We start from the raw sequence: 26761 nt of genomic DNA, 5'->3' as shown, positions 1-26761 counted from the left end.
ACTCCAGGCAGGTATGTAGGGAGAGACGCTATGCACAGTAGCATATCCAGTAGGTCTGACAAAGGAATCGACTATGCCGACTTTAGAAATATGCTGTTATGGCTTAGATTGCGCACTTGCCGCTACGCAGGCAGGCGCTGATCGCATTGAACTCTGTGCGGCGCCACAAGAAGGTGGGTTAACGACGTCGCTGGGTGTACTGCGTGAAGCGCGCTCCCAAATTTCGATTCCGGTACACCCGATAGTGAGGCCACGCAGTGGAGACTTTTGCTACAGCGAGCAGGAGTTCAAAATTATGCTGTCGGATATTGCACAGATCCGCGATATGGGATTCCCGGGGGTCGTGACCGGAATTCTTTGCCCTGAAGGGTTACTCGATAAACCGAGAATGCAAAAGCTGATGACGGTAGCAAAAGGGATGGCAGTGACCTTCCATCGAGCTTTTGATCTGTGCAGTAATCCTTATCGAACCTATCACGAATTGGCTGAGTTAGGGGTAGCACGTATCTTAACTTCTGGGCAGCAGCAATCTGCCGAGGCCGGAATTAGTCTATTACAAGAACTGACGGCGATGGCCGCAGGGCCGATTATCATGGCCGGTGCAGGTGTTCGTTTGTCGAATCTTCCGAAGTTTCTCGATGCCGGGATCAAAGAGGTGCATAGTTCCGCTAGCCGACAAGTGCCTTCGGCAATGCGCTATTGTAAGGCGGGTGTTTCGATGTGTTCAGATAAAGTGGCGGATGAATATTTGCGCACGGAGGTCGATCCCAGCGTGGTGGAAGCCATGCAAACCCTCATCCGCTTGCAGGGTGATGTGCCGCCCCCGACGACGGCAGACCCTCACTCTCACCGCTTAGACTACCTCTCCGGGCTTACGGGCAATTAATACTGCGCGTAACGGCGCATGATAGCCTTCAACCGTTTTATGCGGATCGTTGGGGTCTAAAAATTCGGCCAACGATTCACTGGTCATCCACGACGTACGGCGCTGTTCGGTGATCGGTGTGACGGCTTGGTCAACAATCCGCACATCGACAAAGCCGGTTTTCTCTAACCAGCTTTTCAGGGCGAGGGCGGAAGGGAGGAAGTAAACATTACGCATTTGTGCATAGCGCTCACCGGGGACCAACACTTGGTGTTCATCCCCTTCAGTGACCAGCGTTTCTAAGACGAGCTCGCCACCATCGACCAACTGATTTTTTAACTGCAGTAAATGGTCCAAAGGGGAACGACGGTGATAGAGCACACCCATTGAAAAGACAGTATCAAAAGCTTCGCTTGTCGGAAGCTGCTCAATGCCAAGTGGCAAGAGATGAGCCTGTTGTGAATTACCCAGCAACTTACGTACCGCTTCGAACTGGCACAAGAACAGTTGCATGGGGTCGATGCCGACGACCATCTTGGCGCCTTGGCCAATCATTCGCCACATATGATAACCGCTGCCGCAACCGACATCGAGAACCAAACGATCTTGCAGAGGGCTAATATGCGGTAAAACCCGGTCCCATTTCCAATCAGACCGCCATTCGGTATCGATATGCGTGCCATAAAGATGATAAGGCCCCTTGCGCCACGGCATCAGTTGACGCAGTAGCGATTCGATTCCCTGACGTTGACGCGGCGTCAGGTCGGGGGATTCGGCATAAACTTGCTCAGTCAGGTCAAGTGAGGGAGGCGTAATAGCCGGTAGGTATTGGATCGCTTTGTGCCACTGACGAAAGTGACCATGTAAGTTCTCGCGCTGCCACTGGGCAAGTTGGGCAGGGATGACCTCTAACCATGAGGCGAGCGGACCGGTTGCGATCTGCTGGTAAAAATTTCCAAAATCTATCATTTGATGGCCACTAACGATCCAAAATTAAAACATTGAAACCACAGTTCAGCATGTTGAAAGCCGACAGCCTGTAATCGTTGTTGATGGGTACTTACGCTATCGGTGAGCATAACGTTTTCGAGCATACTGCGCTTTTGACTGATTTCAAGCTCGCTGTAACCATTAGCGCGTTTAAAATCCAGATGCATATCGAACAGTAATTCACCCATTGCTTGGTCGGCAAAACTGAACTTTTCAGAAAGCACTAATGCGCCACCAGGACGAAGACCTTGCCAGATTTTTGCCAGTAAAGCTTCACGGTCTTGCGGCGGAATAAATTGCAGGGTGAAATTCAATACCACCAGTGAAGCGTTATCGATCTCGATATTTTGGATATCCGCTTCGATAACCTGTACTGGCGTTTGCGCACGAAAGGCGTCAATATGACGGCGACAGCGCTCGACCATCGCAGGGGAGTTGTCCACCGCAATAATTTCACACCCCGTCGCCGTGATGTTACGGCGCACGGATAAAGTGGCCGCCCCAAGTGAACACCCGAGGTCGTAGACGCGGCTATTTTCCGTGACATAACGCCCCGCCAACATCCCAATCATAGAGATGATATTCGAGTAACCTGGCACTGAGCGCTGGATCATATCGGGGAAGACTTCAGCTACTCGTTCATCAAAAGTCCAATCGCCTAATTTATCAATTGGCGCGGAAAATAAACTATCGCGGTGGGACATAACGGCGTTCGCTAACCTTGCAAAAAAAAAGTATTGTCGCAGAAACCACTCATCAGCGCATCTATAAGACAAATTTTTAGCGATTTTCGACAAGCAAAAGCGCTAATTGCACAGATATCGAGCGCTATTACACTCATAGACTTATCCTTGACATTATTTTTCAGTATAATGCGAGCCATTTTGCAGCAATATCGCCAGATGGCAGCAGCTTACGTTAAACGCCTTCCGGGCCCAAAAGGATAATCAATGCGTACACTATATTGCGGACAACTTAATGTGTCCCACATCGGTCAACAAGTGACTCTCAGCGGTTGGGTGAATCGTCGTCGCGACCTCGGGAGCTTAATTTTCATCGATATGCGTGATCGCGAAGGGATTGTACAAGTCTTTTTTGATCCGGATGAGCAGCAGGCTTTTGAACTTGCCTCAGAATTACGTAATGAATTCTGTATCCAAGTGACAGGAAAAGTGCGCGCGCGTGATGAGCGTAATAAAAACGCAGAGATGGCCACCGGTGAAGTTGAAGTGTTTGCCACTGAACTGACGATTATTAACCGTTCTGAGCCACTCCCGCTGGACAGCAATCATGTCAACAGTGAAGAAGCACGCCTGAAATATCGCTATTTAGACCTGCGTCGCCCTGAAGTGGCCTCTCGGTTTAAAACCCGAGCCAAGATCACCGCCTTCGTCCGTCGCTTTATGGAAGAAAATGAGTTTCTGGATATTGAAACCCCGATGCTTACTAAAGCGACACCAGAAGGTGCGCGCGACTACTTAGTCCCTAGCCGTGTTCATAAAGGTGAGTTTTACGCTTTACCGCAATCTCCCCAGCTTTTCAAACAGCTGCTGATGGTGTCTGGCTTTGACCGCTATTATCAGATCGTAAAATGCTTCCGCGACGAAGATTTACGCGCAGACCGCCAGCCAGAATTCACCCAAATCGATGTTGAAACCTCTTTTATGACGGCACCGCAAGTGCGTGAAGTCATGGAGCGTCTTATTCGTCAGCTGTGGATCGCCATCAAAGGGGTGGATCTGGGCGAGTTCCCACAAATGACTTGGGCGGAAGCGATGCGTCGTTTCGGTTCGGATAAACCGGATCTACGTAACCCAATGGAACTGGTGGACGTTGCTGATTTACTGGCGCAGGTTGAGTTCCAAGTCTTCTCTGGTCCTGCGAACGATGCCAAAGGACGGGTCGCAGTATTACGTGTACCGGGTGGTGCGCAGTTAACGCGTAAACAGATCGATGATTACACCAAATTCGTTGGGCTATACGGCGCCAAGGGTATGGCATGGATGAAAGTCAACCAACGTGATGCGGGCCTTGAAGGCATTCAAAGCCCAGTAGCCAAATTCTTAACGGCTGACATTATCGAGCAATTGCTCGAGCGTACCGCGGCAGAGTCCGGGGACATCCTATTGTTTGGGGCTGACCAAGCGTCTGTCGTCGCGGATGCAATGGGGGCACTACGCCTGAAAATCGGTCGCGATTTAGCACTGACCGACGAAAGCCGTTGGGCACCGCTTTGGGTCGTTGATTTCCCAATGTTTGAACAAGACGATGAAGGGCGTTTAGCCGCTATGCATCACCCGTTCACCGCGCCACGCGATTTAACGCCGGAAGAGCTGAGCCAAGCACCAAGCGATGCGATTGCCAATGCCTACGATATGGTCATTAACGGTTATGAAGTCGGTGGCGGATCTGTGCGTATCCACACTGGCGCAATGCAACAAGCGGTGTTCAGCATTCTTGGAATCAGTGCTGATGAGCAACAAGAGAAGTTCGGATTCTTACTGGATGCGTTGAAATACGGTGCGCCACCGCACGCGGGATTAGCCTTTGGCTTAGATCGTTTGACCATGCTATTAACGGGTACGGACAATATTCGTGATGTGATTGCCTTCCCGAAAACGACCGCGGCCGCCTGTTTGATGACGGATGCACCGAGCGAGGCCAACCCGAGCGCGTTACAAGAGTTGGCGCTACAGGTAGTGAAAAAAGCTAAAACTGAGTCGGCGTAATGGCCTATAAGCATCCCGTTTCGGTGTTGGTGGTCATTTACGCACGAAACACGAATCGGGTGCTGATGTTACAGCGTCAAGACGATGCACAGTTTTGGCAATCCGTGACAGGCAGTCTGGAAAGCGGCGAACAGCCAGAACAGGCGGCCTTGCGCGAGGTGCAGGAAGAGACCGGATTTGTCTATACTCCTCCGCAAGACGTGCTGATTGACTGTTGTACACAGATTAGTTTTGAAATTTTTGAACAATATCGCCATCGTTATGCGCCAGGGGTGACCCATAACCAAGAACACTGGTTTACATTGGGCGTTGAGTCCGAGAAGGACCCTGACTTAACTGAGCATACGGCGGCGCAGTGGCTTCCTTGGCAGCAGGCCGCGGCGTTAACCAAATCCTGGAGTAATCGCCAAGCGATTGAACGCCTTTTTGCCGAGGAATAATTCGATAGGAATACGTCTTACAACGTGTTCCGTTTACCGTTATTTGTTTGAGAGAATAAGATTATGGCTGGACATAGTAAATGGGCGAATACCAAACACCGTAAAGCGGCACAAGATGCGAAACGCGGTAAAATTTTTACCAAAATCATTCGTGAGTTGGTTACCGCGGCAAAACTTGGCGGTGGCGATCCAAGCTCGAACCCTCGCTTACGTGCGGCAATGGATAAAGCGTTATCCAACAATATGACGCGTGATACGATGGATCGTGCGATCGCACGCGGTGTTGGCGGTGATGATAACTCCAATATGGAAACTATCATCTATGAGGGCTATGGCCCAGGTGGTAGCGCCATCATGATCGAGTGTCTGAGTGACAACCGTAACCGTACCGTTTCAGAAGTCCGCCATGCCTTCACTAAGACCGGCGGTAATCTCGGCACTGACGGTTCCGTTGCGTACCTCTTTAGCCGTAAAGGGGTCATCGCTTATGCACCGGGTCAAGACGAAGATGCGTTGATGGAAGCTGCGTTGGAAGCGGGTGCTGAAGATGTGGTGAGCTATGATGATGGTGCTATCGATGTCTTTACCGCGTGGGAAGAGTTAGGAGCGGTGAAAGATGCGTTAATCGCGGCAGGCTTAACGCCAGATGAAGCAGAAGTGACGATGATCCCTTCCACCAAAGCGGAAATGGATGGCGAGACGGCACCAAAATTACTACGCCTGATCGATATGCTTGAAGATTGTGATGACGTTCAGGAAGTTTACCATAACGGCGAAATTTCTGACGAAGTGGCTGAGAGCCTGTAGGTGTCAATCACACGATTCTTGGGTCAATTATGGCCATAATCCTGGGTATTGACCCCGGGTCGCGGGTAACCGGATACGGGGTTATACGACAAGTAGGTCGTCAATTGACTTACTTGGGAAGCGGCTGTATCCGAACCAATACCCCTGCGTTACCCGAGCGTTTACGGCTTATTTACGCTGGTGTCAGTGAGATTATCACGCAATTTTCGCCGGACTACTTTGCCATTGAGCAAGTGTTTATGGCGAAAAATGCCGATTCGGCGCTGAAGCTCGGTCAAGCGCGGGGGGCGGCGATTGTGGCTGCGGTGAATCAAACCTTACCGGTTTTCGAGTATGCTGCCCGGCAAGTCAAGCAAACGGTCACCGGAACCGGCGCGGCAGATAAAGCGCAAGTACAACATATGGTGCGAACCTTGTTGAAGTTACCTGCTAATCCGCAAGCCGATGCCGCCGATGCCTTAGCGATTGCGATCACCCATTGCCATATCAGCCAAAACGCGCTGAGTATTTCTGATAAAGCGCTGGTCCTGACCCGAGGACGATTACGTTAGCATTCTCATCGTAGGCTGGATATTCATCCAGCCTTTTTTATGGTATAAACGCAGCATTAATCCTCGCCAACATATTGATAAAGGTAATTGTATGATCGGACGTCTGAATGGAGTCATCATAGAGAAGCAACCGCCGCTAGTCTTACTTGAGGTCGGTGGCGTAGGCTACGAAGTCCATATGCCGATGACCTGTTTCTACGAACTGCCTGAAAAAGATCACACCGCCATTATTTTTACCCATTTTGTGGTTAGGGAAGATGCACAACTGTTGTTCGGCTTTAATCATAAACAAGAACGCACACTGTTTCGTGAATTAATCAAGGTCAATGGTGTGGGGCCAAAACTCGCTCTCGCTATCCTTTCCGGTATGTCAGCGCAGCAATTTGTGAACGCGGTGGAGCATCAAGAAATTGCGGCATTGGTGAAACTGCCAGGGGTTGGCAAGAAAACCGCTGAACGTCTGGTGGTGGAAATGAAGGATCGATTTAAAGGGATGCACGGTGACTTATTCAATACAGAAAGTGAATTTACCCTAACGGCACCGGCGACCGACCCGTCCTCGACCAATGATGCGGAAGCCGAAGCGGTGGCAGCGTTAGTGGCGCTGGGTTATAAACCGCAAGAAGCCTCGAAAATGGTGAGTAAAATTGCTAAGACTGGGGCGGACAGTGAAACCTTGATCAGAGACGCCTTGCGTGCGTCGCTCTAAGGAAAAGTATGATTGATGCGGATCGCCTAGTCTCTGCGGAAGTGACTATAGATGAAGAACGCTTTGACCGAGCCTTACGTCCCCGTTTGCTGGATGAATATGTCGGTCAACCGCATGTGCGCGAGCAGATGGAAATCTTTATTCGTGCGGCGAAAATGCGGGGCGATGCACTGGATCACTTGCTGATCTTTGGTCCTCCCGGATTAGGCAAGACGACGTTGGCCAATATCGTGGCAAATGAAATGGGCGTCAATTTACGTACCACCTCCGGCCCGGTGCTGGAGAAAGCGGGCGACCTTGCGGCCATGCTGACCAACCTCGAGCCGCACGATGTTTTATTTATCGATGAGATCCACCGTCTCTCTCCTGTCGTGGAAGAAGTGCTGTATCCGGCGATGGAGGACTACCAGTTGGATATCATGATTGGTGAAGGCCCGGCGGCGCGTTCGATTAAAATCGATTTACCGCCTTTCACCTTGATCGGCGCGACGACTCGCGCAGGCTCGTTAACCTCGCCATTGCGTGACCGTTTCGGTATCGTCCAACGCTTAGAGTTTTATCAAGTGGCTGATCTGCAATCTATCGTTAAACGCGCGGCAGACTGCTTGGGGCTATCGCTTAGCCAAGAAGGTGCGCTGGAGATTGCGCGTCGTTCCCGCGGGACACCGAGGATTGCCAATCGGCTCCTACGTCGAGTGCGTGACTTTGCCGAGGTGAAAGCCGCGGGGGATATGAACGGAGAAGTGACCGCGAGTGCGCTCGATCTGCTTAATGTCGACAGTGAAGGCTTCGATTATATGGATCGTAAATTATTGCTAGCGATTATCGATAAGTTCAGTGGTGGGCCAGTAGGCTTAGATAATCTTGCGGCCGCGATTGGCGAAGAACGCGAAACCATCGAAGACGTTATCGAACCTTACTTGATTCAGCAGGGATTTATCCAGCGGACACCACGTGGACGATTAGCGACCCAGCACGCTTATCAGCATTTCGATCTGCTCGACCAGTATAAACACGTCTAAAAATTCCACGCTTAACCTCTAATAGTCCGAGGAGTGTCATATTTTGGCATTTCTCTACTTATTCTACTTTCTACCTATCGTTTATACTTGCGAGTCACCATCAGGAATAGGTATAACGATAGGGATATTATGAACAATTTCAATGTATTAAGCTGCCTGGCTGCCGTAGTGCTGCTCTCAGGTTGTGCATCCGTAAAACCGTCAGTGATTGAGGCAACGAATAAGAGTTCGGTGGGGGTTTTGTACCAAGCCGCGCCAGCAGAGTTTAATGACGGGAATGTGTATTCTGATCCTGTTTTACGAGAAGTCACGCCAGTCCATAGTGCGACAGGAATGGGGTTGGCAGTACTCTCTGCCGCAATGGGTAACCTAACGACGGCAAGCTTCGATAAGGACACCTACAAAGGAAACCTGATTAAGACCTTGAAAAATCCAACACTGGATTATTTTGCGCCGAGGGCGAATCAGGCACTTAGGGTGTGGTTAGATAGCCAAGGTGCAGGCTATGCCTACCAACAGCCGCTGAACGTAGGCTATTCGACATGGTCATTGATTTACAAAAATCTTAATAGCAGTGATTCCCTTTACCAGTTGAAATACAAAGTGTTCTTTTATAAAAAACCAGAGAAGGGATCGATCTTTAGCGGTTTTATTAAGCAAGCTTGTTCACCCGCCCCAGTGGAGGCTAATTTAGCCGATTGGCGAAATGATCACTATGCAAAAGTGAAAGTGGAAACCCAGCGCCTAATGGACCAGTGTCTGCAACAATTTGAGCAACAACTGCCAATACTCTTAAAGAAATAGCGGTATCGGCTAGCCCACGATCAGAAAGATGAGGCCTCGGTCATCCCGAGGCCTCATACCTAATGAGACATCTTCTTTAAGCCACTGAGCATAAAGAGGGCGCTGGCGCAAAGGACGACCGACGGGCCGGCGGGAGTGTCGTAATAAGCGGAAAAGGTCAGTCCGCCGGTGACGGCAACCATCCCGATTAAGGTAGCAAAAATCGCCATCTGCTCGGGGGAGCGCGCAAAGCGACGTGCGGTGGCTGCAGGAATGATCAGTAACGAGGTAATGATCAGCGCTCCGACAAATTTCATGGAGACACCAATGGTCAGGGCCGTCACTAACATCAGTAACATTCGGGTACGGGCTAAATTGACGCCATCTACTTGAGCCAGCTCGGGACTGACGGTCATCGATAACAGTGCGCGCCATTGCGAGATGATAACCGCCAGTACGATGACTACGCCACCTGCCATTAATGCTAAGTCTGAGGGCATCACTGAAAGCAGGTCGCCGAACAGATAGGCCATTAAATCCACCCGAACGTTATGCATTAAACTCACTACCACTAATCCGAGGGAGAGGGCGCTGTGCGCCATAATCCCCAATAAGGTGTCGATCGCTAAGTGTGGGCGATGCTCTAGCACGACTAACAGAATCGCGAGGATAAGCGTTACGGCAATGACGGCATACCATGGATTAACGTTTAACAATAATCCGATGGCAACGCCCAGTAAGGACGCATGGGCGAGGGTATCGCCGAAATAAGACATTTTACGCCAGACGACAAACGAGCCCAGTGGGCCAGCGGTGAGGGTGAGTAATATTCCCCCTAGCCAACCAGGCAGTAACAGTTCAATCATGAGATCTCATTCTCCCTACGTAACACTATCCGTCCCTTGAGATCATGACGGTGATTATGATGATGCCGATAAATAGCCAATTGTTGAGAAGCGCGAGGGCCAAACATTGCGGTGAATTCAGGATGTTGTGAGACGACTTCCGGTGGCCCCGAACAGCAAACATGATGATTGAGGCAAAGCACATCATCGGTTTTGGCCATCACTAAATGTAAGTCGTGCGACACCATCAGGACGGCGCAATGCAATTCATGGCGGAGCTGGTTAATGAGATCGTATAAAGCCACCTGTCCATTAACGTCGACACCCTGTGTCGGTTCGTCGAGCACTAATAATTCGGGCTTACCCAGTAAGGCTCGAGCCAATAGCACACGTTGCATCTCACCACCGGAGAGTTTTTGCATGGTTGAAAAACGAAGATGCCCAGCATTGACACGTTGTAATGCTGCCTGAATATCCGCTTTTCTAGCTTGGTGAGCTAACCGCAAAAAACGATCGACCGTTAAGGGGAGGGTGATATCTAAGTGTAATTTTTGTGGGACGTAGCCAATACGTAACCCCGCTTTTTTAGATACAGTGCCGCGAGACGGTGCAATAAGCCCCAGAATCAGTCGTACTAAGGTCGATTTTCCTGCACCGTTAGGGCCAAGCAAGGTGAGTATCCTGCCCGGTTGTAAACTCAAGGAGATATTGTGCAAGACCTGCTTTTGACCGAACGAAACATCGATATTTTCTAAAGTAACTAAGTTCGATGACATGGTTAATCAGTTTTCATTTCAAAAAGAGATGTTATATTATCACAACTCCATTTGAGGTTAATAGCTGAGACGCCAGTAATCATGAAAAGAAAACATCATTTGCCGAAACTCGCCTTGGGTCTGTCCATCATTTTAGGAATGAATGGTTTAGCCCACGCCGACGTGGTGACATCCATTAAACCGCTTGGCTTTATTGCTTCCGCTATTGCCGAAGGTGTCACACCGGTTACGGTAGTGCTGCCGGATGGTGCATCTGAGCATGATTATGCGTTACGGCCCTCTGATGTTCGTCGGATAAAAAATGCTGACCTGTTGGTATGGGTAGGTCCTGAAATGGAATCCTTCATTACTCGCAGTGCTTCACAGCTCCCAGCAAATAAAAACCTTGAACTCTCGGCTTTACCCGTGATTCAATCGCACTTGGTTGGCGAAGTTGAAAATGATCACGATCATGCTTCGTCGCCCGCGAATACGCTAAACTCTGCAAATTCTTCTGATAGGGAACTGTCTGATAGTCATTCTCATCAAGGAACGTATAATTTGCACATCTGGCTATCGCCAGACATTGCGTTGATGAGTGCTACGGCTATCCATGATCGATTGGTCCAATCGATGCCCGCACAAAAAACAAAATTAGACAGTAATTTGTCGAAATTTAAAGCCAGCTTAAAAGATGCCGATGAACATATACGCCAGCAGCTTAGCTCAGTAAAGGATAAACGGTATTATGTCTTTCATGATGCCTACACTTATTTTGAGCAGCACTATGGCCTGTCACCGCTTGGGTATTTCACGGTAAATCCCGAAATCCAGCCGGGCGCACAGAAATTAAACGAAATAAGAACACAGCTGACTCAGCACAAAGCGCAATGCGTTTTTGCTGAGCCACAATTCAGACCAGCCGTCATCGACGCTGTTTCACGAGGGACAACAGTACAAAAAGGTACTTTAGATCCTTTGGGAAGCAACATCAGCTTATCGCAGGACAGTTATGTGAAATTCCTCTCACAATTGTCGAGCCAGTATGTGAGCTGTCTGAAACCAATGAACTAATGAGGAAATTTTACAGTGCAACAGATTGCTCGTTCTGTCGCTCTCGCGCTTAACACCTTACCGAAACCCCATCGTTTTATGTTGGGGTCATTGACCGCCATGACACTCGCGGTTGCCATTTGGCAGCCGCTTATCAATCATCACGATGAGAGTAAAGAGACGCTAGTTCGTAAGATTGAACTCGAAGCGAGCCAACACCTCAGCGGTACAGACGCTTCCGAACCGGATGACCAAACGACCCCTTTACCTGATGAAGATCTGCCCGCCGATCAGAAAGAGGCGGAAGGGACTCAAGATGCAAAAGAATATACCGTCGCATCGGGTGATACACTCAGTAGCGTATTAAATCAGTACGGTATCGACCTTTCTAATATCAATGCGCTGGTGGGCAGTGATGGCGCATTACGTAACCTCAATGTTGGACAAAGTCTTAACTGGCAAGTCAATGCTGAGGGCGAGTTAGAAACGCTAGATTGGGAAATTTCCCGCCGTGAAACTCGTCACTATATCCGTAGGCCGAACGGTACCTACAGTATGGAGCGTCAATTACAGCAAGGCGAGTGGCAAGACCATGCGTTGGCCGGCACCGTGAAAGGCAGCTTTGCGAGCAGTGCGCAGCAGGCAGGACTGTCGGCGGGAGAAATCGCCTCAGTCATCAAGGCGTTACAATGGCAAATGGATTTCCGTAAACTGCGTAGTGGCGATCAGTTTAGTACTATCTTTTCTCGGGAAGTGTTAGCGGGCAAGCGTATGCAAAGCCAACTTCAGGCTGTGCGTGTGCGTTCTGGTGGTAAGGATTACTATGCGTTTCGCGCGGAAGACGGCAAGTTTTATGATCAGAACGCTTCTGGCCTAGCAAAAGGCTTTTTACGTTACCCAACCGCTAAAACGTATCGTGTCTCATCAAACTTTAACCCTCGGCGGTTAAACCCAGTGACCGGACGTATTACTCCGCATCGCGGGGTTGATTTTGCGGTACCTATTGGTACTCCCGTACTCGCGACAGGCGACGGTGAAGTGGTTGTGGCGAATGCAAAAGGTGGGGCGGCAGGGAAATATGTTGCCATTCGCCATGGTCGACAATATATGACCCGCTATATGCACCTGAGCCGCGTAATGGTTAAACCTGGTCAAAAGGTAAAAAGAGGGGACCGTATCGCGTTATCGGGTAACACAGGACGCTCAACCGGCCCACATTTGCATTTCGAAATCTGGATTAACAATCAAGCCGTCAATCCGCTCACGGCGAAACTGCCGCGGATGGAAGGCCTGACAGGTAAAGATCGCAAAACTTATCTTGCACAGGTTAAAGCTTGGCAGAGCCAACTGACTTTCTAAAGCATAACGAGGGCCATGCAGTCTGCATGGCCTTTTTTTTGGGGAGGATGATAGGCCTTATCTCCTCGATCACCAGTAAAAGCCTATTGCAAAACTCTTCGCCATCACTATCATTAGCCACTTCTTCTAAGAGGCGAGTGCATGACTAACGAGAAACGTAACCAGTCTGAGTTTATCCCTGTCTTTAAACCTTCCTTCCTTAAACCGCAATTTTGGGGGAAATGGTTAGCCATTGGCGTGGCCGGAGCATTGGCGTATGTGCCTGCCACCCTCCGTGATCCGTTGTTAGGTAAACTTGGTAAATGGGTGGGTAAGCGAGCGAAGGGTGCTCGTCGTCGTGCGCAAATTAATCTTCACTACTGTTTTCCTGATCTTTCCGTGGCGGAACGTGAAAACATTATTGATGAAATGTTTGCCACCGCACCGCAATCAATGGTGTTGATGGCCGAGTTGGCGTTACGTGACCCGCAACGCGTCCGACAAAAGATTGTGTGGCATGGGAAAGATATTATCGAGCGCTATCAACAAGAAGGGCAGAATGTCATTTTTCTGGTTCCCCATGGTTGGGCCGTCGATATTCCGGCGATGCTGCTTGCATCGGAAGGCCAAAAAATGGCGGCAATGTTTCATAACCAAAAAGATCCGCTAATGGATTATATTTGGAACCGTCTACGTCGGCGTTTTGGCGGTCGCATGCATGCTCGCAACGATGGGATCAAACCTTTTATTGCTTCAGTCAGACAAGGTTATTGGGGCTATTATTTACCTGACCAAGATCACGGACCTGAACACAGCGAATTCGTCGATTTCTTCGCCACTTACAAGGCGACGTTACCGGCTATTGGTCGGCTGATGAAAGTGTGTCGAGCTAAGGTCGTGCCGCTATTTCCGGTCTATGACAGCCGTCGTCATCAACTTGAAATCTTTGTCCGCCCAGCCATGGATGACCTTGAAGATGCTGACGATAAAACCTTGGCGCGGCGGATGAATGAAGAGGTTGAGTTTTTCGTTGGCCCGAATCCCGAACAATATACGTGGATCCTAGAGCTATTGAAAACGCGTCAAGCTGGTGAGGAAAAGCCTTACCGTCGTAAAGATCTCTTCCCCTACAAATAATAAAATAGCCGCCTGCGCGGCTGTATCAATTATTCGACAGTGATGACGCGCTGCGTATTGGTGGTGCCAGTCGCACCCATCACATCCCCTTGGGTGACAATGACTAAATCACCGGCCTGCAGATAGCCTTTAGATTTAAGCAGTTTCACTGCATCGTGCACCGCCAGTAAGCCATCGGTATAACCAGAAATCGCAACGGGGGTCACCCCACGATAGAGCGCTGTGCTGTTAAGTGTGGCCTCATGGCGCGAGAGGGCGAAGATAGGGAGCCCTGACGTGATACGTGAGGTCATTAACGCAGTACGGCCAGACTCGGTCATAGTAATGATCGCCGTGACACCTTTTAGGTGGTTGGCTGCATACATGGCAGACATCGCGATCGCTTCTTCGATATTATCAAATTGAATATCTAATCGGTGGCGAGAGACATTCACTTTCGGGATTTTTTCGGCCCCGACACAGACATTCGCCATCGCCTGTACGGTCTCTGCAGGGTATTGGCCGGCAGCCGTTTCGGCAGAAAGCATGACGGCATCCGTACCATCCAATACTGCATTGGCAACGTCCATCACCTCTGCACGCGTAGGCATCGGGTTGGTGATCATTGACTCCATCATCTGGGTTGCCGTGATACTGGCCCGATTTAATTGGCGCGCGCGGCTAATAAGATTCTTTTGAATACCCACTAATTCAGGGTCGCCAATCTCAACACCGAGATCGCCTCGTGCGACCATAACAACATCACTGGCTAGGATGATATCGTCCATAGCCGCTTGTGTCGCTACGGCCTCTGCGCGTTCGACTTTCGCGACTATCTTTGCTTGGCAACCCGCTTCTTCCGCTAGACGGCGAGCATAGCGTAAGTCATCGCCACAGCGCGGGAAAGAGACGGCGAGGTAATCCACGCCAATTTTGGCCGCCGTGATGATATCGGCTTTGTCTTTTTCGGTCAGGGCTTGAGCAGAGAGACCGCCTCCCTGTTTATTAATCCCTTTATTATTCGATAGGGGACCGCCGACTGTGACCTCAGTTAGGATATTATCCCCTTCAACTGCAGTGACGCGTAATTGTACGCGGCCATCGTCGAGTAACAGAATATCGCCAGCTTTAACATCCTGAGGCAGTGCCTTATAATCGATTCCGACTTGCTGGTGGGTTCCTTCCCCTTTGGGTAACGACGCGTTTAAGGTGAAGGGGTCCCCGATATTTAGGAAGATCTTACCTTCGCGGAAGGTGGAGATACGAATTTTAGGTCCTTGTAAATCACCGAGAATTGCCACATGACGGCCCAATTTTTTTGCAATCGCTCTGACATTATTCGCGCGTGTAAGGTGGTCGTCAGCAGAACCGTGGGAGAAGTTCAGTCGCACAACGTTCGCCCCCGCTGCAATCACTTTTTCTAGGTTATTATCGCGGTCAGTGGCAGGGCCTAATGTGGTAACAATTTTCGTTCGTCTAAGGCGTGGTGACATGGACAACTCCAGTAAGATCATCAGTGAAGAGAAAACCCAGTTGTTGAGAATGGGTAGTAGACTCAATATCGCAGAAAACGATAAATGCTCGCAATGATTTTAGGGTACAACTTTAGGCACCAGTTTAACAACCGATTAACGTGTCAACGGTAGTCGACATTGATTTCACACAGCAAACTGTTTACCTCACTACTGTAAACGCAGTAAAGTGGGTAATAATATGAATCTAATGAACTCCTTAGCGGGTTTTCGCTACTTTACGTTAGAACGAGGAGAATAAAATGGCGTCAACGCAAACAGTCCAGGCTTGCGATCTGGTAATTTTTGGAGCCAAGGGTGATCTGGCACGCCGTAAGCTATTACCTTCGTTATACCAACTGGAAAAAGCCGGCCAAATCAATGATGAAACGAAAATCATTGGCGTGGGTCGTGCAGAGTGGGATAAAGCGACCTACACCCAAGAAGTTGATAAAGCGCTTAAAACCTTTATGAAAGAGGAGATCGATCAAGCGATCTGGGAAAAACTAAGCGCACGCTTAGATTTTTGTAACCTAGACGTCAATGAATCGGCGCATTTCACAAAGTTAGGTAAGCTGCTTGACCAAAAAAATCGCGTAACGGTGAACTATTTCGCGATGCCACCAAGCACCTTCGGCGCGATTTGTAAGGGATTGGGCCAAGCGAAATTGAATGCTAAGCCTGCGCGAGTGGTGATGGAAAAACCATTAGGCACATCGTTAGAGACCTCTCAAGAGATTAACGACAGTGTGGGCGAGTACTTCGACGAAAGCCAAGTTTTCCGTATCGACCACTATCTGGGTAAAGAGACGGTTCTAAACCTTCTGGCATTGCGTTTCGCCAACTCTATCTTTGTGAACAACTGGGATAATAAAACCATTGATCACGTACAGATTACAGTTGCGGAAGAAGTGGGAATCGAAGGACGTTGGGGTTACTTTGATCAAGCGGGTCAAATGCGCGATATGGTGCAAAACCACTTGCTGCAGGTGTTGACAATGATCGCAATGTCACCGCCATCCGACCTCACCGCCGCAAGCATTCGCGACGAAAAAATCAAAGTATTACGTTCATTACGTAAAATTGACCACACCAATGTGCGTGAGAAAACCGTGCGGGGTCAATACACTGCCGGCTTTGTGCAAGGTAAAAAAGTCCCAGGTTATCTGGATGAAGAAGGGGCTAACAAAACCAGCTCGACCGAAACCTTCGTTGCTATTCGCGTAGATATCGATAACTGGCGCTGGGCGGGAGTTCCATTCTATTTGCGTACCGGTAAACGCTTACCTGCGAAATGTTCTGAAGTTGTCGTCTACTTTAAAAACCCAGAAATGAATCTGTTTAAAGAGTCTTACACGCAACTTCCGCAGAACAAGCTGACGATTCGTTTACAGCCGGATGAAGGGGTCGATATCGAGATCCTGAACAAGGTGCCAGGTTTAGACCACAAACATAAGTTGCAAACGACTAAACTAGACTTAAGTTTCTCCGAAACCTTTAACGAAAGTCATTTAGCCGATGCCTATGAACGTTTGTTATTGGAATCTATGCGTGGGATCCAAGCCCTGTTTGTTCACCGTGACGAAGTTGAAGCCGCATGGACATGGGTTGATTCAATTATTGAGGCATGGGAGAAGGACGGCGAGTCGGCCAAACCTTACCAAGCGGGTACTTGGGGGCCTGTTGCCTCGGTTGCCATGATCACCCGTGATGGGCGTTCTTGGAACGAGTCTGAAACCCCGTTAGAATAATCGATGACCGCCAGCTAGACTGGCGGTTTTTTTTAGCTAGCGTCAGAGACCTCAATCGAAGCAGCGCTGGCTAAAGCGACAGAGACGGCCTTCTCGACGGTCTCCTCTATCGCCAAGGCGACACCTAACCGTCTGCGTCCCGCAATACTCGGTTTGGCAAAAAGTCTGATTTGTTGCCCCGCCGCCATCGCCTTCTCAAGTCCAGTAAAACTCACCGCTTCGCTATGGAGTGTCGGTAAAATCACTGCGGAAGCAGAAGGTCCATATTGACGAATATGACCGATGGGTAATCCCAAGAAAGCACGGACATGCAGAGCAAACTCAGAGAGATCTTGGGAGATCAGTGTGACTAGACCGGTATCATGCGGACGAGGAGAAACTTCACTGAAGATGACGTCATCACCTCGCACGAATAGCTCGACACCAAATAGGCCAAAACCTGAGAGGGCGGTAACGACTTTCCGAGCGATCTCTTGCGCACGGGCCAAGGCAATGTCGCTCATTTGTTGCGGCTGCCATGATTCACGGTAATCTCCTTCTTCCTGCCGATGCCCGATAGGCGCGCAGAAATGAATGCCATCGACGGCACTGACAGTGAGGAGGGTAATTTCGAAATCGAATTCCACTAAGCCTTCAACGATAACTCGGCCCGCACCCGCACGACCACCTTGTTGAGCATACTCCCAAGCGGCATCGCACTGATCGCGGTGACGAAGTAGGCTTTGGCCTTTACCTGAAGAGCTCATGATGGGTTTGACGAAGCAGGGGAATCCTATGGCGTCGACCGCCTGCAGGAATTCGTGTTGCTGGCTAGCAAAACAGTAGCGAGAGGTCGGCAACGCCAACTGTTCTGCCGCTAACTGCCGAATACCTTCACGGTTCATGGTAAGTTGAGTGGCTCGTGCGCAAGGCACCACGGTCAAGCCTGTGGCTTCCAACTCTACCAGAGTCTCAGTCGCAATAGCCTCGATTTCCGGTACGATAAAATCAGGCTGTTCCAGAGCGATCACCGACTTTAAGGCTTCGCCATTCAACATATCGATGACATAGGCGCGGTGGGCGACGTGCATCGCAGGGGCGTTTTCATAGCGATCTACGCCAATGACTTCAATGCCTAACCGCTGACATTCGATAGCGACTTCTTTTCCCAACTCCCCACAACCCAATAACATCACTTTGGTTGCATTTTCACGTAACGCGGTACCGAACTTTCGCATAACACTTTCCCAAGCTAAAAATAATCGCCAATAAGTGTAAATGAAAACGTTTGCGCTGGCACGCTCAGCGATAAACACCGTAAAACAGGTAAGGCCTAAAGAAACATGCGATAATAAGGGTATCACTCTCTCAAACGGTAGCTAACACCATGATGACTCCTCCTCAAGCCCGTCGAATCCCATTCTTTCACTCAATACACGGTGAAAAACGCGAAGATAACTTTGCCTGGCTGCGCGATGATGAGCGTGCGGATCCCGACGTGATTGACTATCTGGTGGCCGAAAATCAGTGGTGCGAGCAACAACTGGCTCCGCTCGCCGATCTTGAAGCGACGCTCTATGAGGAGATGACCGCGAGAATTCCCGGCAATGATCACTCGGTTCCATTTTTGAAATCGGGGCATTGGTATCAACAGCGTTACCAGCAGGGGGATGACTATCCTCATTGGGTATGGCGCAACGACAGCGAAAGCGCATCCTGGCAAACCTTATTGGATTGTAATGAACGCGCTCGTCACGCTGAGTATTACGAGCTGGGTGCATTGGAAATCACGGCCGATCATCAGTATATGGCGGTGACGGAAGATTATTTGTCACGACGGGAATATGTGTTACGTATTCAACGATTGACCGACCAAACCTGGCTAGACACAGTGATCGAAGGGATTTCCCCCTCGATTGTTTGGGCCAACGATGGCCAGACCCTATTTTATATCAAGCAGGACCCCCAGACCTTGTTACCTTGGCAGGTATGGCGTCATAGATTAGGCACTGATCCGGCAGAAGATTGTTTAGTTTATGAAGAACACGATGATAGCTATTACGTTAGCTTAACCGGAAGCAGTTCTGAACAACGACTTTTCATTGTGTTGGAGAGTTCGACGACGAGCGAGGCATGGGCTATTGACGCGGACAAGCCACACTTACCCCCGCGCTGCATTATCCCTCGACGTGAAAATCATGAATACAGTATCGATCACTTTCAAGGGCATTATTATCTTCGCTCAAATCGAGAAGGGCTTAACTTTGGGCTCTATCGTTGTGTTGACACAGAAACGACCGAGGATTGCTGGCAGCAAGTTATCGCTGTATCTGAAGAGCGTATTATTGAAGATTTCCAACTCTTTAACGACTGGCTCGTTACCGAAGAACGTCTGCAGGGCAAAATGGTTCTCTGCCAGTATACGCTTACGGGAGGGCAGCGAGTGCTATTACCGAAGCAGGCCGAAAATGGCGTGGTATGGATTGGGCATAACCCTGATGCCAACAGTACAGGCTTACGGTTTGGTTATAGCAGCCTGACCACGCCAGCGACAACCTATGAATGGGATCTTAATACTCATCGCTTAACACTGTTAAAGCAAGTCCATATTCCACTTTATGAGGAGAGCGATTACCAAAGCGATTGGCGGTGGTTAACCATGCGCGATGGCGTTCAGGTACCGGTATCCCTCGTTTGGCGTAAGGACAGTCTGCAACCCGGTAAAAATCCACTGCTGGTCTATGGCTATGGCGCATACGGGGCGGCGCTAGAGGCTGACTTTAGCTTCACGCGTCAAAGCTTACTCGACCGAGGATTTATTTATGCCATGGTGCATGTGCGTGGCGGAGGGGAACTTGGCCGCGCATGGTACGACGCCGGACGGCTTGGCAACAAAATGAATAGTTTTTACGATTTTATCGACGCGACACAACTACTCTTGGCACAAGGCGTTGGCGATCCGCAACGCTGTTATGCCATGGGGGGAAGTGCGGGGGGACTCCTGGTGGCGGCGGTAAGCAATATCGCGCCGACCTTGTTCCACGGTATTCTTGCGCAGGTTCCCTTTGTCGACGTGGTCAGCACTATGTTAGACGAAAGCATCCCGCTGACTACCGGTGAGTACGAAGAATGGGGCAATCCTAATAGCGAGGCAGATTACATGACCATTAAAGCCTACAGCCCGTACGATAATGTCCGTAGACAAGATTATCCTCACCTTTTCGTGACGACAGGCTTACATGATTCACAAGTCCAGTATTGGGAGCCTGCGAAGTGGGTAGCTAAGCTTAGAGAACTGAAAACCGATGATCATCAACTGCTACTGTACACCGATCTTGATGCAGGACATGGTGGAAAATCCGGGCGCTATCAAGCCTATGTTGATATCGCTCGGGAGTGCAGTTTCTTAGTCGGCTTATCCAGCGGGATTTGGCCTAACTCTTCAATTTAGGTTCATAGGGTAATCGTGACAACGTCACAGAAAGCTGGCGATAGGTCGTCAGTTTTTCTTGAAAGTGCGCACGTAAGGACTCGGGTTGCTCGTTTTCGATATGAATTGGAATCACTGGCATATTGTAACGCTCTTTAAAGGCGACCCCAGCGGCGGCTAACTCGGTATTAAGTTGATCTTTCGCTTCTGCACTCAGTACAGCGAGATTGTATGTCATGGTGAAGTGCTCCTTCTAGGCAGGTAAGCGTTTAAAACTGATGCTTTCTTCTGCCACTTGAATGCGTCATTTGCTACACTGTGCGTTAAGTCACATGGCGGTTTTATTATTACGAATTTAAGGCACTATTCCAATGAAAAAACTCTTATCTGTACTTTTACTTACTCTGATTAGCAGCCAATCCTTTGCTTCTGAAGTGATTACGGTGAGTCGACGCGAAATCGGTAAGCAACAGTGGCCGCTTACCCGAGAAGAGATTATGTTACGTTGCGATAAGGATGGTGGCCTCTTTGCTATTAATGACAGTACACTTATGCAATACCCGTTAAATGCCATTGCACAACAGAATGTTGATCAGAGAAAAAGCCAAGGTCAGCCGATTACCTTAATTCAGGCCGATGATCCCCAACAACCGGGTAAAAAAATGGATCTTTCACCGTTAACGTCTCGCGCTCAAGCGTTGTGTGGGCAGTAATTATTTAACGACTTAACCGTTAAGCGTAGTAACACTGATTAAATTGAATGGGGGCCAATTAAGGCCCTCTTTTCTTTCCTATAACGTTGATCTTGCGCAATATATTGTAAGTTACTCCTCTCGTCTTAACGCCCAACCCCGTAGAATTAGCAGCCAGCAAGCACACTTTTCTTATGCTCGCTCTATACAAGGGGATCGGTATGCATTCTAAAATTAATTGTAAGGTAATTATTTGGGCGACTCTGTTAGCAGGATTTATGAGTTCGTTGGTCAAATGGGGATCGGAGGTCAATATGCCTCCGCGCGTTGCAGTTGAAATATCCCCTCCGGGTGCCCATATTGATGCCTGGCTAGGTTGGGCAGGAATCAATCAGCATTCGCTTGACTACCTTTATCAGGGAAATTCAGTTTTGGGAGCGGTAACGCTCTACCATTGGTTATTTAGCTTTGCCTTTGCCTTTGTCTATGTTGCGGGTGCCTATTACTGGCCGAAGATCCGTATGGGCTATGGCGTAGCCTATGGTGTGGTGATCACGGTGGTGATGCATGGCTTTCTTATCCCAGCGTTGGGGTTTCGTCAGCCAATTTATGACGAGGGCAAAACGGGGTGGTTATGGAACCTTAATGGTTATGAGCTGTGGAGTGAAATTATTGGGCATATCTGTTGGTCAGTAAGCATTGAGTTTAGCCTGATTGCCGTATTAGCGCTCTGCGCACAGCCCATCAAAGGGACGTGGCGTCGATGAGATAACTCGACACCGAATCGTTATAGGGTTCGGTGTCGAAGGCAGCTTTAGGGCTTAACCGGTGTGGTCGCCGCTGGCGGCGCACTCTCTTCGAGTTTTTCACCGTTCTTCTCTTTTTCTTTAATCTCTTTTTTCACCCACGCACGGTCTTCTTCTGTCAGCTCCGAGGCATGTGTATTACTGCTGCTTAATAACCAATAGAGCATCGCCAGTTGTGTCAGTCTTACACCACTGTTGCCCCGAGTGTTAATCGCATTTTTAAGCCGTTGCGATGGGGCCTGTTGGCTAAGGGAACGGTACTGTTCTGCTCCAGGTATTCCTTTTTTACCTGAGGCGGCAGCATTCTGTTGCGCCGTCGGCGCGGGCGTAGCGGCAGGAGCAGTCTTTTGCTGCACTGGGCGTTTAAACATCTTCGACGACCCAAAGCCCCTTGACGAGAACGAACGCGCGTCGCTAAAGGTGGAGACGGTCATTAATAGAGCAGGCAATAAGATGAGTAGGGGGCGGGCAATTTTTTTCATTATAGTTCCCAGAAGATAAAAAGAGTCAATAAGGTCAGTAATGGACCCTGCAAGGTGAGGGCTGGAAGATTATACCAAGATAGTGCTGAAGGGTTGCGGGTACCAATGTAAAGATTCACAATTATCCTCAAGGCTTAGTGGGTAAGTTGACGTAACTTTGAGTATATTGACATTATCCACCATCCCATAAACGAGCTATGGTAAGTCTTAGGTTTAGCTATACATGTAGATGATATGAGCGGGCTTGATAGAGAGGGTGTTAAGTGAGTCTACGATAGAAGCAAGTTAGAGACATTTTGTAGGTAGATGAAATATTGATAATGAGTAAAAATGTAATTACGATCCTATTGTTAGCCATTGAATTTTCACTATTAAGCTTTTGATCGTTCGGGGAGGTGGGTTTGATCTCAGTAATATACAAAAAACATCTATCCCATCAAAATATTTTAATGGAGTTAATCAAACTCCCTACAATAATAAAATTAGATAGCCTAGTATGATGAAAAAGAGGGTAAAAGGAAATTAGGCTAAACATGAAAATTCATGCACTAAATGCTCAAGGAAAATTAACTCCCTATATCAACTTTATTGAATGCATATTAAGAGATACTCATCGACAGGTATCAGAAAAACTGGTATTACCCTCAATCGACGTTATTGTTAAAACTGGCAATTATGTTATTCCTGAAAAAGGGATAGTGGGATATTGTCCTGAAGCGCATTTAATTTACTTAACTATTGATACGGATAGCCCTAAATTTATCAAAGATGGTAAAGAATCGCTCAAAAGAATGTTTACACATGAGCTTCACCATGCAGTTCGGTGGGGGATGACCGGCTATGGAGACACTCTGGGTGGCGCTATTTTATCGGAGGGACTCGCTGGACATTTTGTGTTAGAAATTTTCAACGGAGATCCTGAACCATGGGAAATGGTTGATTTGCAACTATTACATACTCACTTAAATCATATGCTCGCAAACTGGAACGTAAAAAATTATAACCACAATGATTGGTTTTATGGGACGGGTCAACTTCCTAAATGGTTGGGGTATTCCCTAGGTTTCAGATTGGTTTCTTTGTATCTACGCTCAGAAACATCATCAAAGCCGTCCTCGCTTGTAGCGATGCATCCCGATGCGTTTATTACTTATTTGAAAGATGGAGGATGGTTGAATTGTATATGATCCTTGATTACAAACGTCTTATATACGTGCTATAAACGTATATAGTTGAATTCAACAGTATGGAAAAGATAAGCAATATGAAAGAAGTGTACTGGAATAAAATGGTTCCTGAGTTAACAGTCAAAGATTTTATGACCTCGCTAAATTTCTATACTGGCGTGCTAGGGTTTAGTATTAGGATTCAGCGTACAGAACCAAATTTTGCATATATTTGCCTCGGAGAGGCACAATTAATGCTTGAAGAATACCATTCAAGCGGATGGAATATAGCCAATTTGGTAAGGCCACTCGGCTGTGGCGTTAACTTTCAAATCGAAGTGGATAACGTAGAGAAAATATTTAACCGCGTGGTTGAGAACGACATCACATTATACAGAGCGCTTACCGATAATTTTTATAGTATAGGACAAGAAAAGGCCTGCCAGCGCGAGTTTCTTATACAAGACCCAGACGGATACCTTTTACGTTTTAGCCAGTACATTGAATAGTATAAATATTACTTATATAGTGTTTTTAGCCAAGAAATTAAATCAAGATCGCCAATCTAAGTTACCCTGACATGGTTTATAAATTGAGTAAACCCCTTACTGAGTTATCATCGCTGTTTCTATTCTATTCCATAATTCACGGATTCTGTGATTTATTTCAGCTATATCACATAAATTTTTAGCAGTGTCACAGGGTATAACATAAGGAGTAATTAATGAGGCGTTAGGACTACAAGATTCCAATATATCTCCTCCCATAATACTCAGTATTTCAGAGAGTTGAGCATGAGCAATACTGGCACGGGGAGATAAGTTGGGTAACGATATTGGCTTACCTAATAATTCGCCACTTGATACTATCCAGTCCAATGCATTTTTTATAACACCAGTAATACCGTGGGCATATTCTGGGCTAGCAAATATAACTAAATTTGCTTGATCTAAGCTTTTACGCCAATTTAATACTTCGACAGTTGGATCGTTTTAAAGATCAGGATTGAAAAATGGAAGTTGATCCAGCTTACCGTATATTAGGAACTCAATACCAGTCGGCGTAAGTAGTTTCATAGACTCTAGAAAAAGGCGGTTTAAGGAGGATTTTCTTAAACTGCCTGAAACTGCGAGTACTTTCAATTGGGTATATTGCATAGCTCGTTATCCGCGTCATACAGTTACTTCAGTTTAACTTTTTTATGAGCAAATGAAAAATAATCAAAATATTAGTAATCTCCATATACGCGCACCACCTCAATGCGGTCAAGGCGGTATTTAGGAGCTTGCGATCAAAGTACTTTGGGGGGCCCTGATATCAACGCTGACCCTATAACTGATTAGCGTTTGATTTCATAAGATCGAGAACAAACGCTAGTGGCGTAATCAGAGTTGACTATTTTTTATTAATACATGCGTAACCGACATCTCCCAGCTATTGGCCACACTTACTTAAATAATGGTCCGTTACGAACCAGCTCCCTTGGCAAGCTATTTTTAATTCGCTGATTAATTATTTTTGCCAGTCCTAACACCTGTTGCTGATAACTGATTAAACATTCCCCTTTAGGCAAGGGTGTGTCCGGATAAATATCTCGACCTCGATACCATTCAGCGGCTTGCTCGGCTGTCAGTTCGACCGTGGTGGTGGTGGAGTTAGCGAGGGCGGTTATCGCCTCATGATGCCAGCGATACCCCTTGTTATGTACCTCTGCTAATCGGAAACCGAGGCGTGAAAATTTAACCTTACCCATTAGCGGTTCGACCGTTTTAGGGAATAGCCAGAGTTCTTTATCCCGTTGCCAGAGACTGAGCGAACTCTCCCATTTGATACCGATAGAGGCAGCTTGCTCAATAATAAGGTGTTGCGTTTTAGTTGGCAGCGGTTGGAAGGGAAGCTTACCCACCTTAAAACCTGGATGAGGAAGGGGATCTAAGCTACGCGTTTTACGCAGGCTTGCCACGAAAAATCCTTCACTGTCAAAACGTTGCGGGAAAACATGAAGATAGCCTTCTGGCGTCGCCACGCGTTCTGCGCCTGGGAAAAGTGAGGCTAAAGATTCGATCTCAACCGCATCTGGAAAAGTAGAGGAAAGTGACGCAATGACTTGCTGATTTTCAATGGTGTTAAGCGTGCAGGTGGAGTAAATCAATCGACCACCGGGTTTCAGCGCATGAAAAGCGCTCACTAACAGTTCACGCTGAGTTTGCGCAATCTCTTCTGTGCTGTCGAGGCTCCAATGAGTGAAAGCGTGAGGATCTTTACGGATCACACCTTCTCCTGAGCAAGGGGCATCTAACAATATTGCATCAAACTGCTCCGGTAAGGAGGCACCAAACACACGCGCATCAAAATGGGTCAGCGCGGTATTGACCACACCACAACGGCTGATATTGGCGTGTAAGACTTTGACCCGACTTGCCGCATACTCATTAGCCACAATCAGACCCTGATTCGCCATTTTTGCAGCGATTTGCGTCGTTTTAGAGCCCGGTGCTGAGGCCATATCCATCACACTACGCGGCATCTCTTGCGCAGCAAATAGGGCTTGCACGGGCAACATCGAACTGGGTTCTTGAATGTAGAATAGACCGCTTAGATGTTCTGCATAGCTTCCTAAGGGGATTTGCTCATCGTTAACCTGAACCCAAAAACCTTCCTCGCACCAAGGCACCGGAGTGAGTTGCCAAGGATAGTCGGCAGTTAATGCTAGGAATTCTGCGACACTGATCTTTAAAGTATTGACCCGAATAGCGCGTCGAAGAGGGCGTTGACTGATCGCGATAAAATCTGCGAAATCATCTTCGTTGGGTAGCGCCTGACGCATGAGTTCGAGAAATTGGGCGGGAAAATCGATAGCTTCAGTACTCACAATGGGTTCCATGGCGGCAAAAGCTTAGTTTAGCATGAACACGGGCAGGAATTCTGCCCGTGTAGTAGC

At 48.2% G+C, this 26761-nt stretch carries 26 protein-coding genes and 1 pseudogene; 17 read left to right on the top strand and 10 right to left on the bottom strand.

Going from position 1 to position 26761, the window contains the following annotated elements; all coding sequences use genetic code 11:
- The first annotated feature begins 73 nt into the window (after positions 1 to 73).
- The gene (gene cutC, locus HGT71_RS02470) at positions 74 to 886 is read left to right on the top strand and encodes a copper homeostasis protein CutC (protein ID WP_214216371.1); all 813 of its coding nucleotides are present in this window, start codon (positions 74 to 76) and stop codon (positions 884 to 886) included.
- Here the strand turns inward: cutC and cmoB are convergent.
- Positions 854 to 1834, bottom strand: a complete 981-nt coding sequence (gene cmoB / locus HGT71_RS02465; RefSeq protein ID WP_214216369.1) for a tRNA 5-methoxyuridine(34)/uridine 5-oxyacetic acid(34) synthase CmoB — start codon at positions 1832 to 1834, stop codon at positions 854 to 856. The genes cutC and cmoB overlap by 33 nt on opposite strands.
- Positions 1831 to 2559: a carboxy-S-adenosyl-L-methionine synthase CmoA gene (gene cmoA / locus HGT71_RS02460; protein WP_048913168.1), complete on the bottom strand. Its 729-nt coding sequence runs from the start codon at positions 2557 to 2559 to the stop codon at positions 1831 to 1833. The genes cmoB and cmoA overlap by 4 nt, the downstream gene beginning before the upstream one ends.
- Positions 2560 to 2805: 246 nt before the next feature.
- On the opposite strand from cmoA, the gene aspS reads away from it, so the two are divergent.
- The 7 genes from aspS (at position 2806) to HGT71_RS02425 (ending at position 8917) form a co-directional block, all read left to right on the top strand.
- Positions 2806 to 4584 carry an aspartate--tRNA ligase gene (aspS, locus tag HGT71_RS02455; RefSeq protein WP_214216367.1) on the top strand — a complete coding sequence of 593 codons (1779 nt, stop codon included), beginning with the start codon at positions 2806 to 2808 and terminating at the stop codon, positions 4582 to 4584.
- Positions 4584 to 5024 carry a dihydroneopterin triphosphate diphosphatase gene (nudB, locus tag HGT71_RS02450; RefSeq protein WP_214216366.1) on the top strand — a complete coding sequence of 147 codons (441 nt, stop codon included), beginning with the start codon at positions 4584 to 4586 and terminating at the stop codon, positions 5022 to 5024. Before aspS ends, nudB begins: the two co-directional genes overlap by 1 nt.
- A 63-nt stretch (positions 5025 to 5087) precedes the next feature.
- A complete protein-coding gene (locus HGT71_RS02445) occupies positions 5088 to 5831 on the top strand; it encodes a YebC/PmpR family DNA-binding transcriptional regulator (RefSeq protein ID WP_214216365.1) in 744 nt (247 codons plus the stop codon).
- Positions 5832 to 5860: 29 nt separating this feature from the next.
- Positions 5861 to 6382: a crossover junction endodeoxyribonuclease RuvC gene (gene ruvC, locus HGT71_RS02440; protein ID WP_048913164.1), complete on the top strand. Its 522-nt coding sequence runs from the start codon at positions 5861 to 5863 to the stop codon at positions 6380 to 6382.
- 91 nt (positions 6383 to 6473) lie between these two features.
- Entirely contained in the window at positions 6474 to 7091 is a 618-nt protein-coding gene (gene ruvA, locus HGT71_RS02435; RefSeq protein WP_099822738.1) for a Holliday junction branch migration protein RuvA, read from the top strand.
- An 8-nt stretch (positions 7092 to 7099) separates the two neighbouring features.
- Positions 7100 to 8113, top strand: a complete 1014-nt coding sequence (ruvB, locus tag HGT71_RS02430; protein WP_099822739.1) for a Holliday junction branch migration DNA helicase RuvB — start codon at positions 7100 to 7102, stop codon at positions 8111 to 8113.
- A gap of 129 nt (positions 8114 to 8242) precedes the next feature.
- Entirely contained in the window at positions 8243 to 8917 is a 675-nt protein-coding gene (locus HGT71_RS02425; RefSeq protein WP_214216363.1) for a hypothetical protein, read from the top strand.
- A 59-nt stretch (positions 8918 to 8976) separates the two neighbouring features.
- Here the strand turns inward: HGT71_RS02425 and znuB are convergent, their stop codons facing one another.
- A complete protein-coding gene (gene znuB, locus HGT71_RS02420; RefSeq protein WP_099822741.1) occupies positions 8977 to 9762 on the bottom strand; it encodes a zinc ABC transporter permease subunit ZnuB in 786 nt (261 codons plus the stop codon).
- The gene (gene znuC / locus HGT71_RS02415) at positions 9759 to 10517 is read right to left on the bottom strand and encodes a zinc ABC transporter ATP-binding protein ZnuC (RefSeq protein WP_214216362.1); all 759 of its coding nucleotides are present in this window, start codon (positions 10515 to 10517) and stop codon (positions 9759 to 9761) included. The genes znuB and znuC overlap by 4 nt, the downstream gene beginning before the upstream one ends.
- A gap of 138 nt (positions 10518 to 10655) precedes the next feature.
- Between znuC and znuA the strand changes: the two genes are divergently transcribed.
- The 3 genes from znuA to lpxM all read left to right on the top strand — a co-directional run bounded on the left by znuA (position 10656) and on the right by lpxM (position 14024).
- Entirely contained in the window at positions 10656 to 11570 is a 915-nt protein-coding gene (gene znuA, locus HGT71_RS02410; protein ID WP_244986381.1) for a zinc ABC transporter substrate-binding protein ZnuA, read from the top strand.
- A 15-nt stretch (positions 11571 to 11585) separates the two neighbouring features.
- The gene (mepM, locus tag HGT71_RS02405) at positions 11586 to 12908 is read left to right on the top strand and encodes a murein DD-endopeptidase MepM (RefSeq protein WP_214216359.1); all 1323 of its coding nucleotides are present in this window, start codon (positions 11586 to 11588) and stop codon (positions 12906 to 12908) included.
- Positions 12909 to 13049: 141 nt separating this feature from the next.
- Positions 13050 to 14024 carry a lauroyl-Kdo(2)-lipid IV(A) myristoyltransferase gene (gene lpxM, locus HGT71_RS02400; protein ID WP_214216358.1) on the top strand — a complete coding sequence of 325 codons (975 nt, stop codon included), beginning with the start codon at positions 13050 to 13052 and terminating at the stop codon, positions 14022 to 14024.
- A gap of 29 nt (positions 14025 to 14053) precedes the next feature.
- On the opposite strand, the gene pyk is transcribed toward lpxM, so the two are convergent.
- Complete coding sequence (gene pyk, locus HGT71_RS02395; protein WP_214216357.1) at positions 14054 to 15496, bottom strand: pyruvate kinase; 1443 nt, start codon at positions 15494 to 15496, stop codon at positions 14054 to 14056.
- Between the two features lie 281 nt (positions 15497 to 15777).
- On the opposite strand from pyk, the gene zwf reads away from it, so the two are divergent.
- Positions 15778 to 17265, top strand: a complete 1488-nt coding sequence (zwf, locus tag HGT71_RS02390) for a glucose-6-phosphate dehydrogenase (protein WP_048913152.1) — start codon at positions 15778 to 15780, stop codon at positions 17263 to 17265.
- A gap of 32 nt (positions 17266 to 17297) precedes the next feature.
- Here the strand turns inward: zwf and purT are convergent, their stop codons facing one another.
- Positions 17298 to 18482, bottom strand: a complete 1185-nt coding sequence (gene purT, locus HGT71_RS02385) for a formate-dependent phosphoribosylglycinamide formyltransferase (protein WP_214216356.1) — start codon at positions 18480 to 18482, stop codon at positions 17298 to 17300.
- Positions 18483 to 18634: 152 nt separating this feature from the next.
- Here purT and HGT71_RS02380 point away from each other — a divergent pair, with 152 nt between their 5' ends.
- On the top strand, positions 18635 to 20695 hold the full coding sequence (locus tag HGT71_RS02380) for a S9 family peptidase (RefSeq protein ID WP_214216523.1): 2061 nt from the start codon (positions 18635 to 18637) through the stop codon (positions 20693 to 20695).
- Here HGT71_RS02380 and HGT71_RS02375 read toward each other — a convergent pair.
- Positions 20679 to 20912 (bottom strand): DNA polymerase III subunit theta, encoded by a 234-nt coding sequence (locus HGT71_RS02375; RefSeq protein WP_048913150.1) that lies wholly within the window; start codon positions 20910 to 20912, stop codon positions 20679 to 20681. The genes HGT71_RS02380 and HGT71_RS02375 overlap by 17 nt on opposite strands.
- A 133-nt stretch (positions 20913 to 21045) precedes the next feature.
- On the opposite strand from HGT71_RS02375, the gene HGT71_RS02370 reads away from it, so the two are divergent.
- Positions 21046 to 21387 carry a DUF2511 domain-containing protein gene (locus HGT71_RS02370; RefSeq protein ID WP_214216355.1) on the top strand — a complete coding sequence of 114 codons (342 nt, stop codon included), beginning with the start codon at positions 21046 to 21048 and terminating at the stop codon, positions 21385 to 21387.
- Between the two features lie 200 nt (positions 21388 to 21587).
- Positions 21588 to 22133: a YagU family protein gene (locus HGT71_RS02365; RefSeq protein WP_244986357.1), complete on the top strand. Its 546-nt coding sequence runs from the start codon at positions 21588 to 21590 to the stop codon at positions 22131 to 22133.
- A 47-nt stretch (positions 22134 to 22180) separates the two neighbouring features.
- Here HGT71_RS02365 and HGT71_RS02360 read toward each other — a convergent pair whose 3' ends face one another.
- A complete protein-coding gene (locus tag HGT71_RS02360) occupies positions 22181 to 22654 on the bottom strand; it encodes a hypothetical protein (RefSeq protein ID WP_214216353.1) in 474 nt (157 codons plus the stop codon).
- Between the two features lie 533 nt (positions 22655 to 23187).
- On the opposite strand from HGT71_RS02360, the gene HGT71_RS02355 reads away from it, so the two are divergent.
- Positions 23188 to 23841 carry a DUF2268 domain-containing putative Zn-dependent protease gene (locus tag HGT71_RS02355; protein WP_214216352.1) on the top strand — a complete coding sequence of 218 codons (654 nt, stop codon included), beginning with the start codon at positions 23188 to 23190 and terminating at the stop codon, positions 23839 to 23841.
- A gap of 68 nt (positions 23842 to 23909) precedes the next feature.
- Complete coding sequence (locus tag HGT71_RS02350; RefSeq protein ID WP_214216522.1) at positions 23910 to 24329, top strand: bleomycin resistance protein; 420 nt, start codon at positions 23910 to 23912, stop codon at positions 24327 to 24329.
- Between the two features lie 96 nt (positions 24330 to 24425).
- Here the strand turns inward: HGT71_RS02350 and HGT71_RS15740 are convergent.
- Together HGT71_RS15740 and rsmF are read right to left on the bottom strand one after the other, a co-directional pair.
- A pseudogene (locus HGT71_RS15740) lies at positions 24426 to 24785 on the bottom strand (NADPH-dependent FMN reductase); the annotation flags it as partial.
- Positions 24786 to 25267: 482 nt separating this feature from the next.
- Positions 25268 to 26692, bottom strand: coding sequence for a 16S rRNA (cytosine(1407)-C(5))-methyltransferase RsmF (rsmF, locus tag HGT71_RS02340; protein WP_425328660.1), 1425 nt, complete (start codon positions 26690 to 26692; stop codon positions 25268 to 25270).
- Positions 26693 to 26761: the final 69 nt, after the last annotated feature.

The organism is Rosenbergiella epipactidis (assembly GCF_018494055.1).
Lineage (GTDB): Bacteria > Pseudomonadota > Gammaproteobacteria > Enterobacterales > Enterobacteriaceae > Rosenbergiella > Rosenbergiella epipactidis.
The sequence above is the reverse complement of the archived record's forward strand: the minus strand, read 5'-3'. Positions and strand labels throughout refer to the sequence as shown.

Excerpts from the sequence above, each read along its gene's own strand:
- cutC (WP_214216371.1), top strand. The coding sequence starts at position 74 with ATGCCGACTTTAGAAATATGCTGTTATGGCTTAGATTGCGCACTTGCC.
- cmoB (WP_214216369.1), bottom strand. The coding sequence starts at position 1,834 with ATGATAGATTTTGGAAATTTTTACCAGCAGATCGCAACCGGTCCGCTC.
- cmoA (WP_048913168.1), bottom strand. The coding sequence starts at position 2,559 with ATGTCCCACCGCGATAGTTTATTTTCCGCGCCAATTGATAAATTAGGC.
- aspS (WP_214216367.1), top strand. The coding sequence starts at position 2,806 with ATGCGTACACTATATTGCGGACAACTTAATGTGTCCCACATCGGTCAA.
- nudB (WP_214216366.1), top strand. The coding sequence starts at position 4,584 with ATGGCCTATAAGCATCCCGTTTCGGTGTTGGTGGTCATTTACGCACGA.
- HGT71_RS02445 (WP_214216365.1), top strand. The coding sequence starts at position 5,088 with ATGGCTGGACATAGTAAATGGGCGAATACCAAACACCGTAAAGCGGCA.
- ruvC (WP_048913164.1), top strand. The coding sequence starts at position 5,861 with ATGGCCATAATCCTGGGTATTGACCCCGGGTCGCGGGTAACCGGATAC.
- ruvA (WP_099822738.1), top strand. The coding sequence starts at position 6,474 with ATGATCGGACGTCTGAATGGAGTCATCATAGAGAAGCAACCGCCGCTA.
- ruvB (WP_099822739.1), top strand. The coding sequence starts at position 7,100 with ATGATTGATGCGGATCGCCTAGTCTCTGCGGAAGTGACTATAGATGAA.
- HGT71_RS02425 (WP_214216363.1), top strand. The coding sequence starts at position 8,243 with ATGAACAATTTCAATGTATTAAGCTGCCTGGCTGCCGTAGTGCTGCTC.
- znuB (WP_099822741.1), bottom strand. The coding sequence starts at position 9,762 with ATGATTGAACTGTTACTGCCTGGTTGGCTAGGGGGAATATTACTCACC.
- znuC (WP_214216362.1), bottom strand. The coding sequence starts at position 10,517 with ATGTCATCGAACTTAGTTACTTTAGAAAATATCGATGTTTCGTTCGGT.
- znuA (WP_244986381.1), top strand. The coding sequence starts at position 10,656 with ATGAATGGTTTAGCCCACGCCGACGTGGTGACATCCATTAAACCGCTT.
- lpxM (WP_214216358.1), top strand. The coding sequence starts at position 13,050 with ATGACTAACGAGAAACGTAACCAGTCTGAGTTTATCCCTGTCTTTAAA.
- pyk (WP_214216357.1), bottom strand. The coding sequence starts at position 15,496 with ATGTCACCACGCCTTAGACGAACGAAAATTGTTACCACATTAGGCCCT.
- zwf (WP_048913152.1), top strand. The coding sequence starts at position 15,778 with ATGGCGTCAACGCAAACAGTCCAGGCTTGCGATCTGGTAATTTTTGGA.
- purT (WP_214216356.1), bottom strand. The coding sequence starts at position 18,482 with ATGCGAAAGTTCGGTACCGCGTTACGTGAAAATGCAACCAAAGTGATG.
- HGT71_RS02380 (WP_214216523.1), top strand. The coding sequence starts at position 18,635 with ATGACTCCTCCTCAAGCCCGTCGAATCCCATTCTTTCACTCAATACAC.
- HGT71_RS02375 (WP_048913150.1), bottom strand. The coding sequence starts at position 20,912 with ATGACATACAATCTCGCTGTACTGAGTGCAGAAGCGAAAGATCAACTT.
- HGT71_RS02370 (WP_214216355.1), top strand. The coding sequence starts at position 21,046 with ATGAAAAAACTCTTATCTGTACTTTTACTTACTCTGATTAGCAGCCAA.
- HGT71_RS02365 (WP_244986357.1), top strand. The coding sequence starts at position 21,588 with ATGCATTCTAAAATTAATTGTAAGGTAATTATTTGGGCGACTCTGTTA.
- HGT71_RS02360 (WP_214216353.1), bottom strand. The coding sequence starts at position 22,654 with ATGAAAAAAATTGCCCGCCCCCTACTCATCTTATTGCCTGCTCTATTA.
- HGT71_RS02355 (WP_214216352.1), top strand. The coding sequence starts at position 23,188 with ATGAAAATTCATGCACTAAATGCTCAAGGAAAATTAACTCCCTATATC.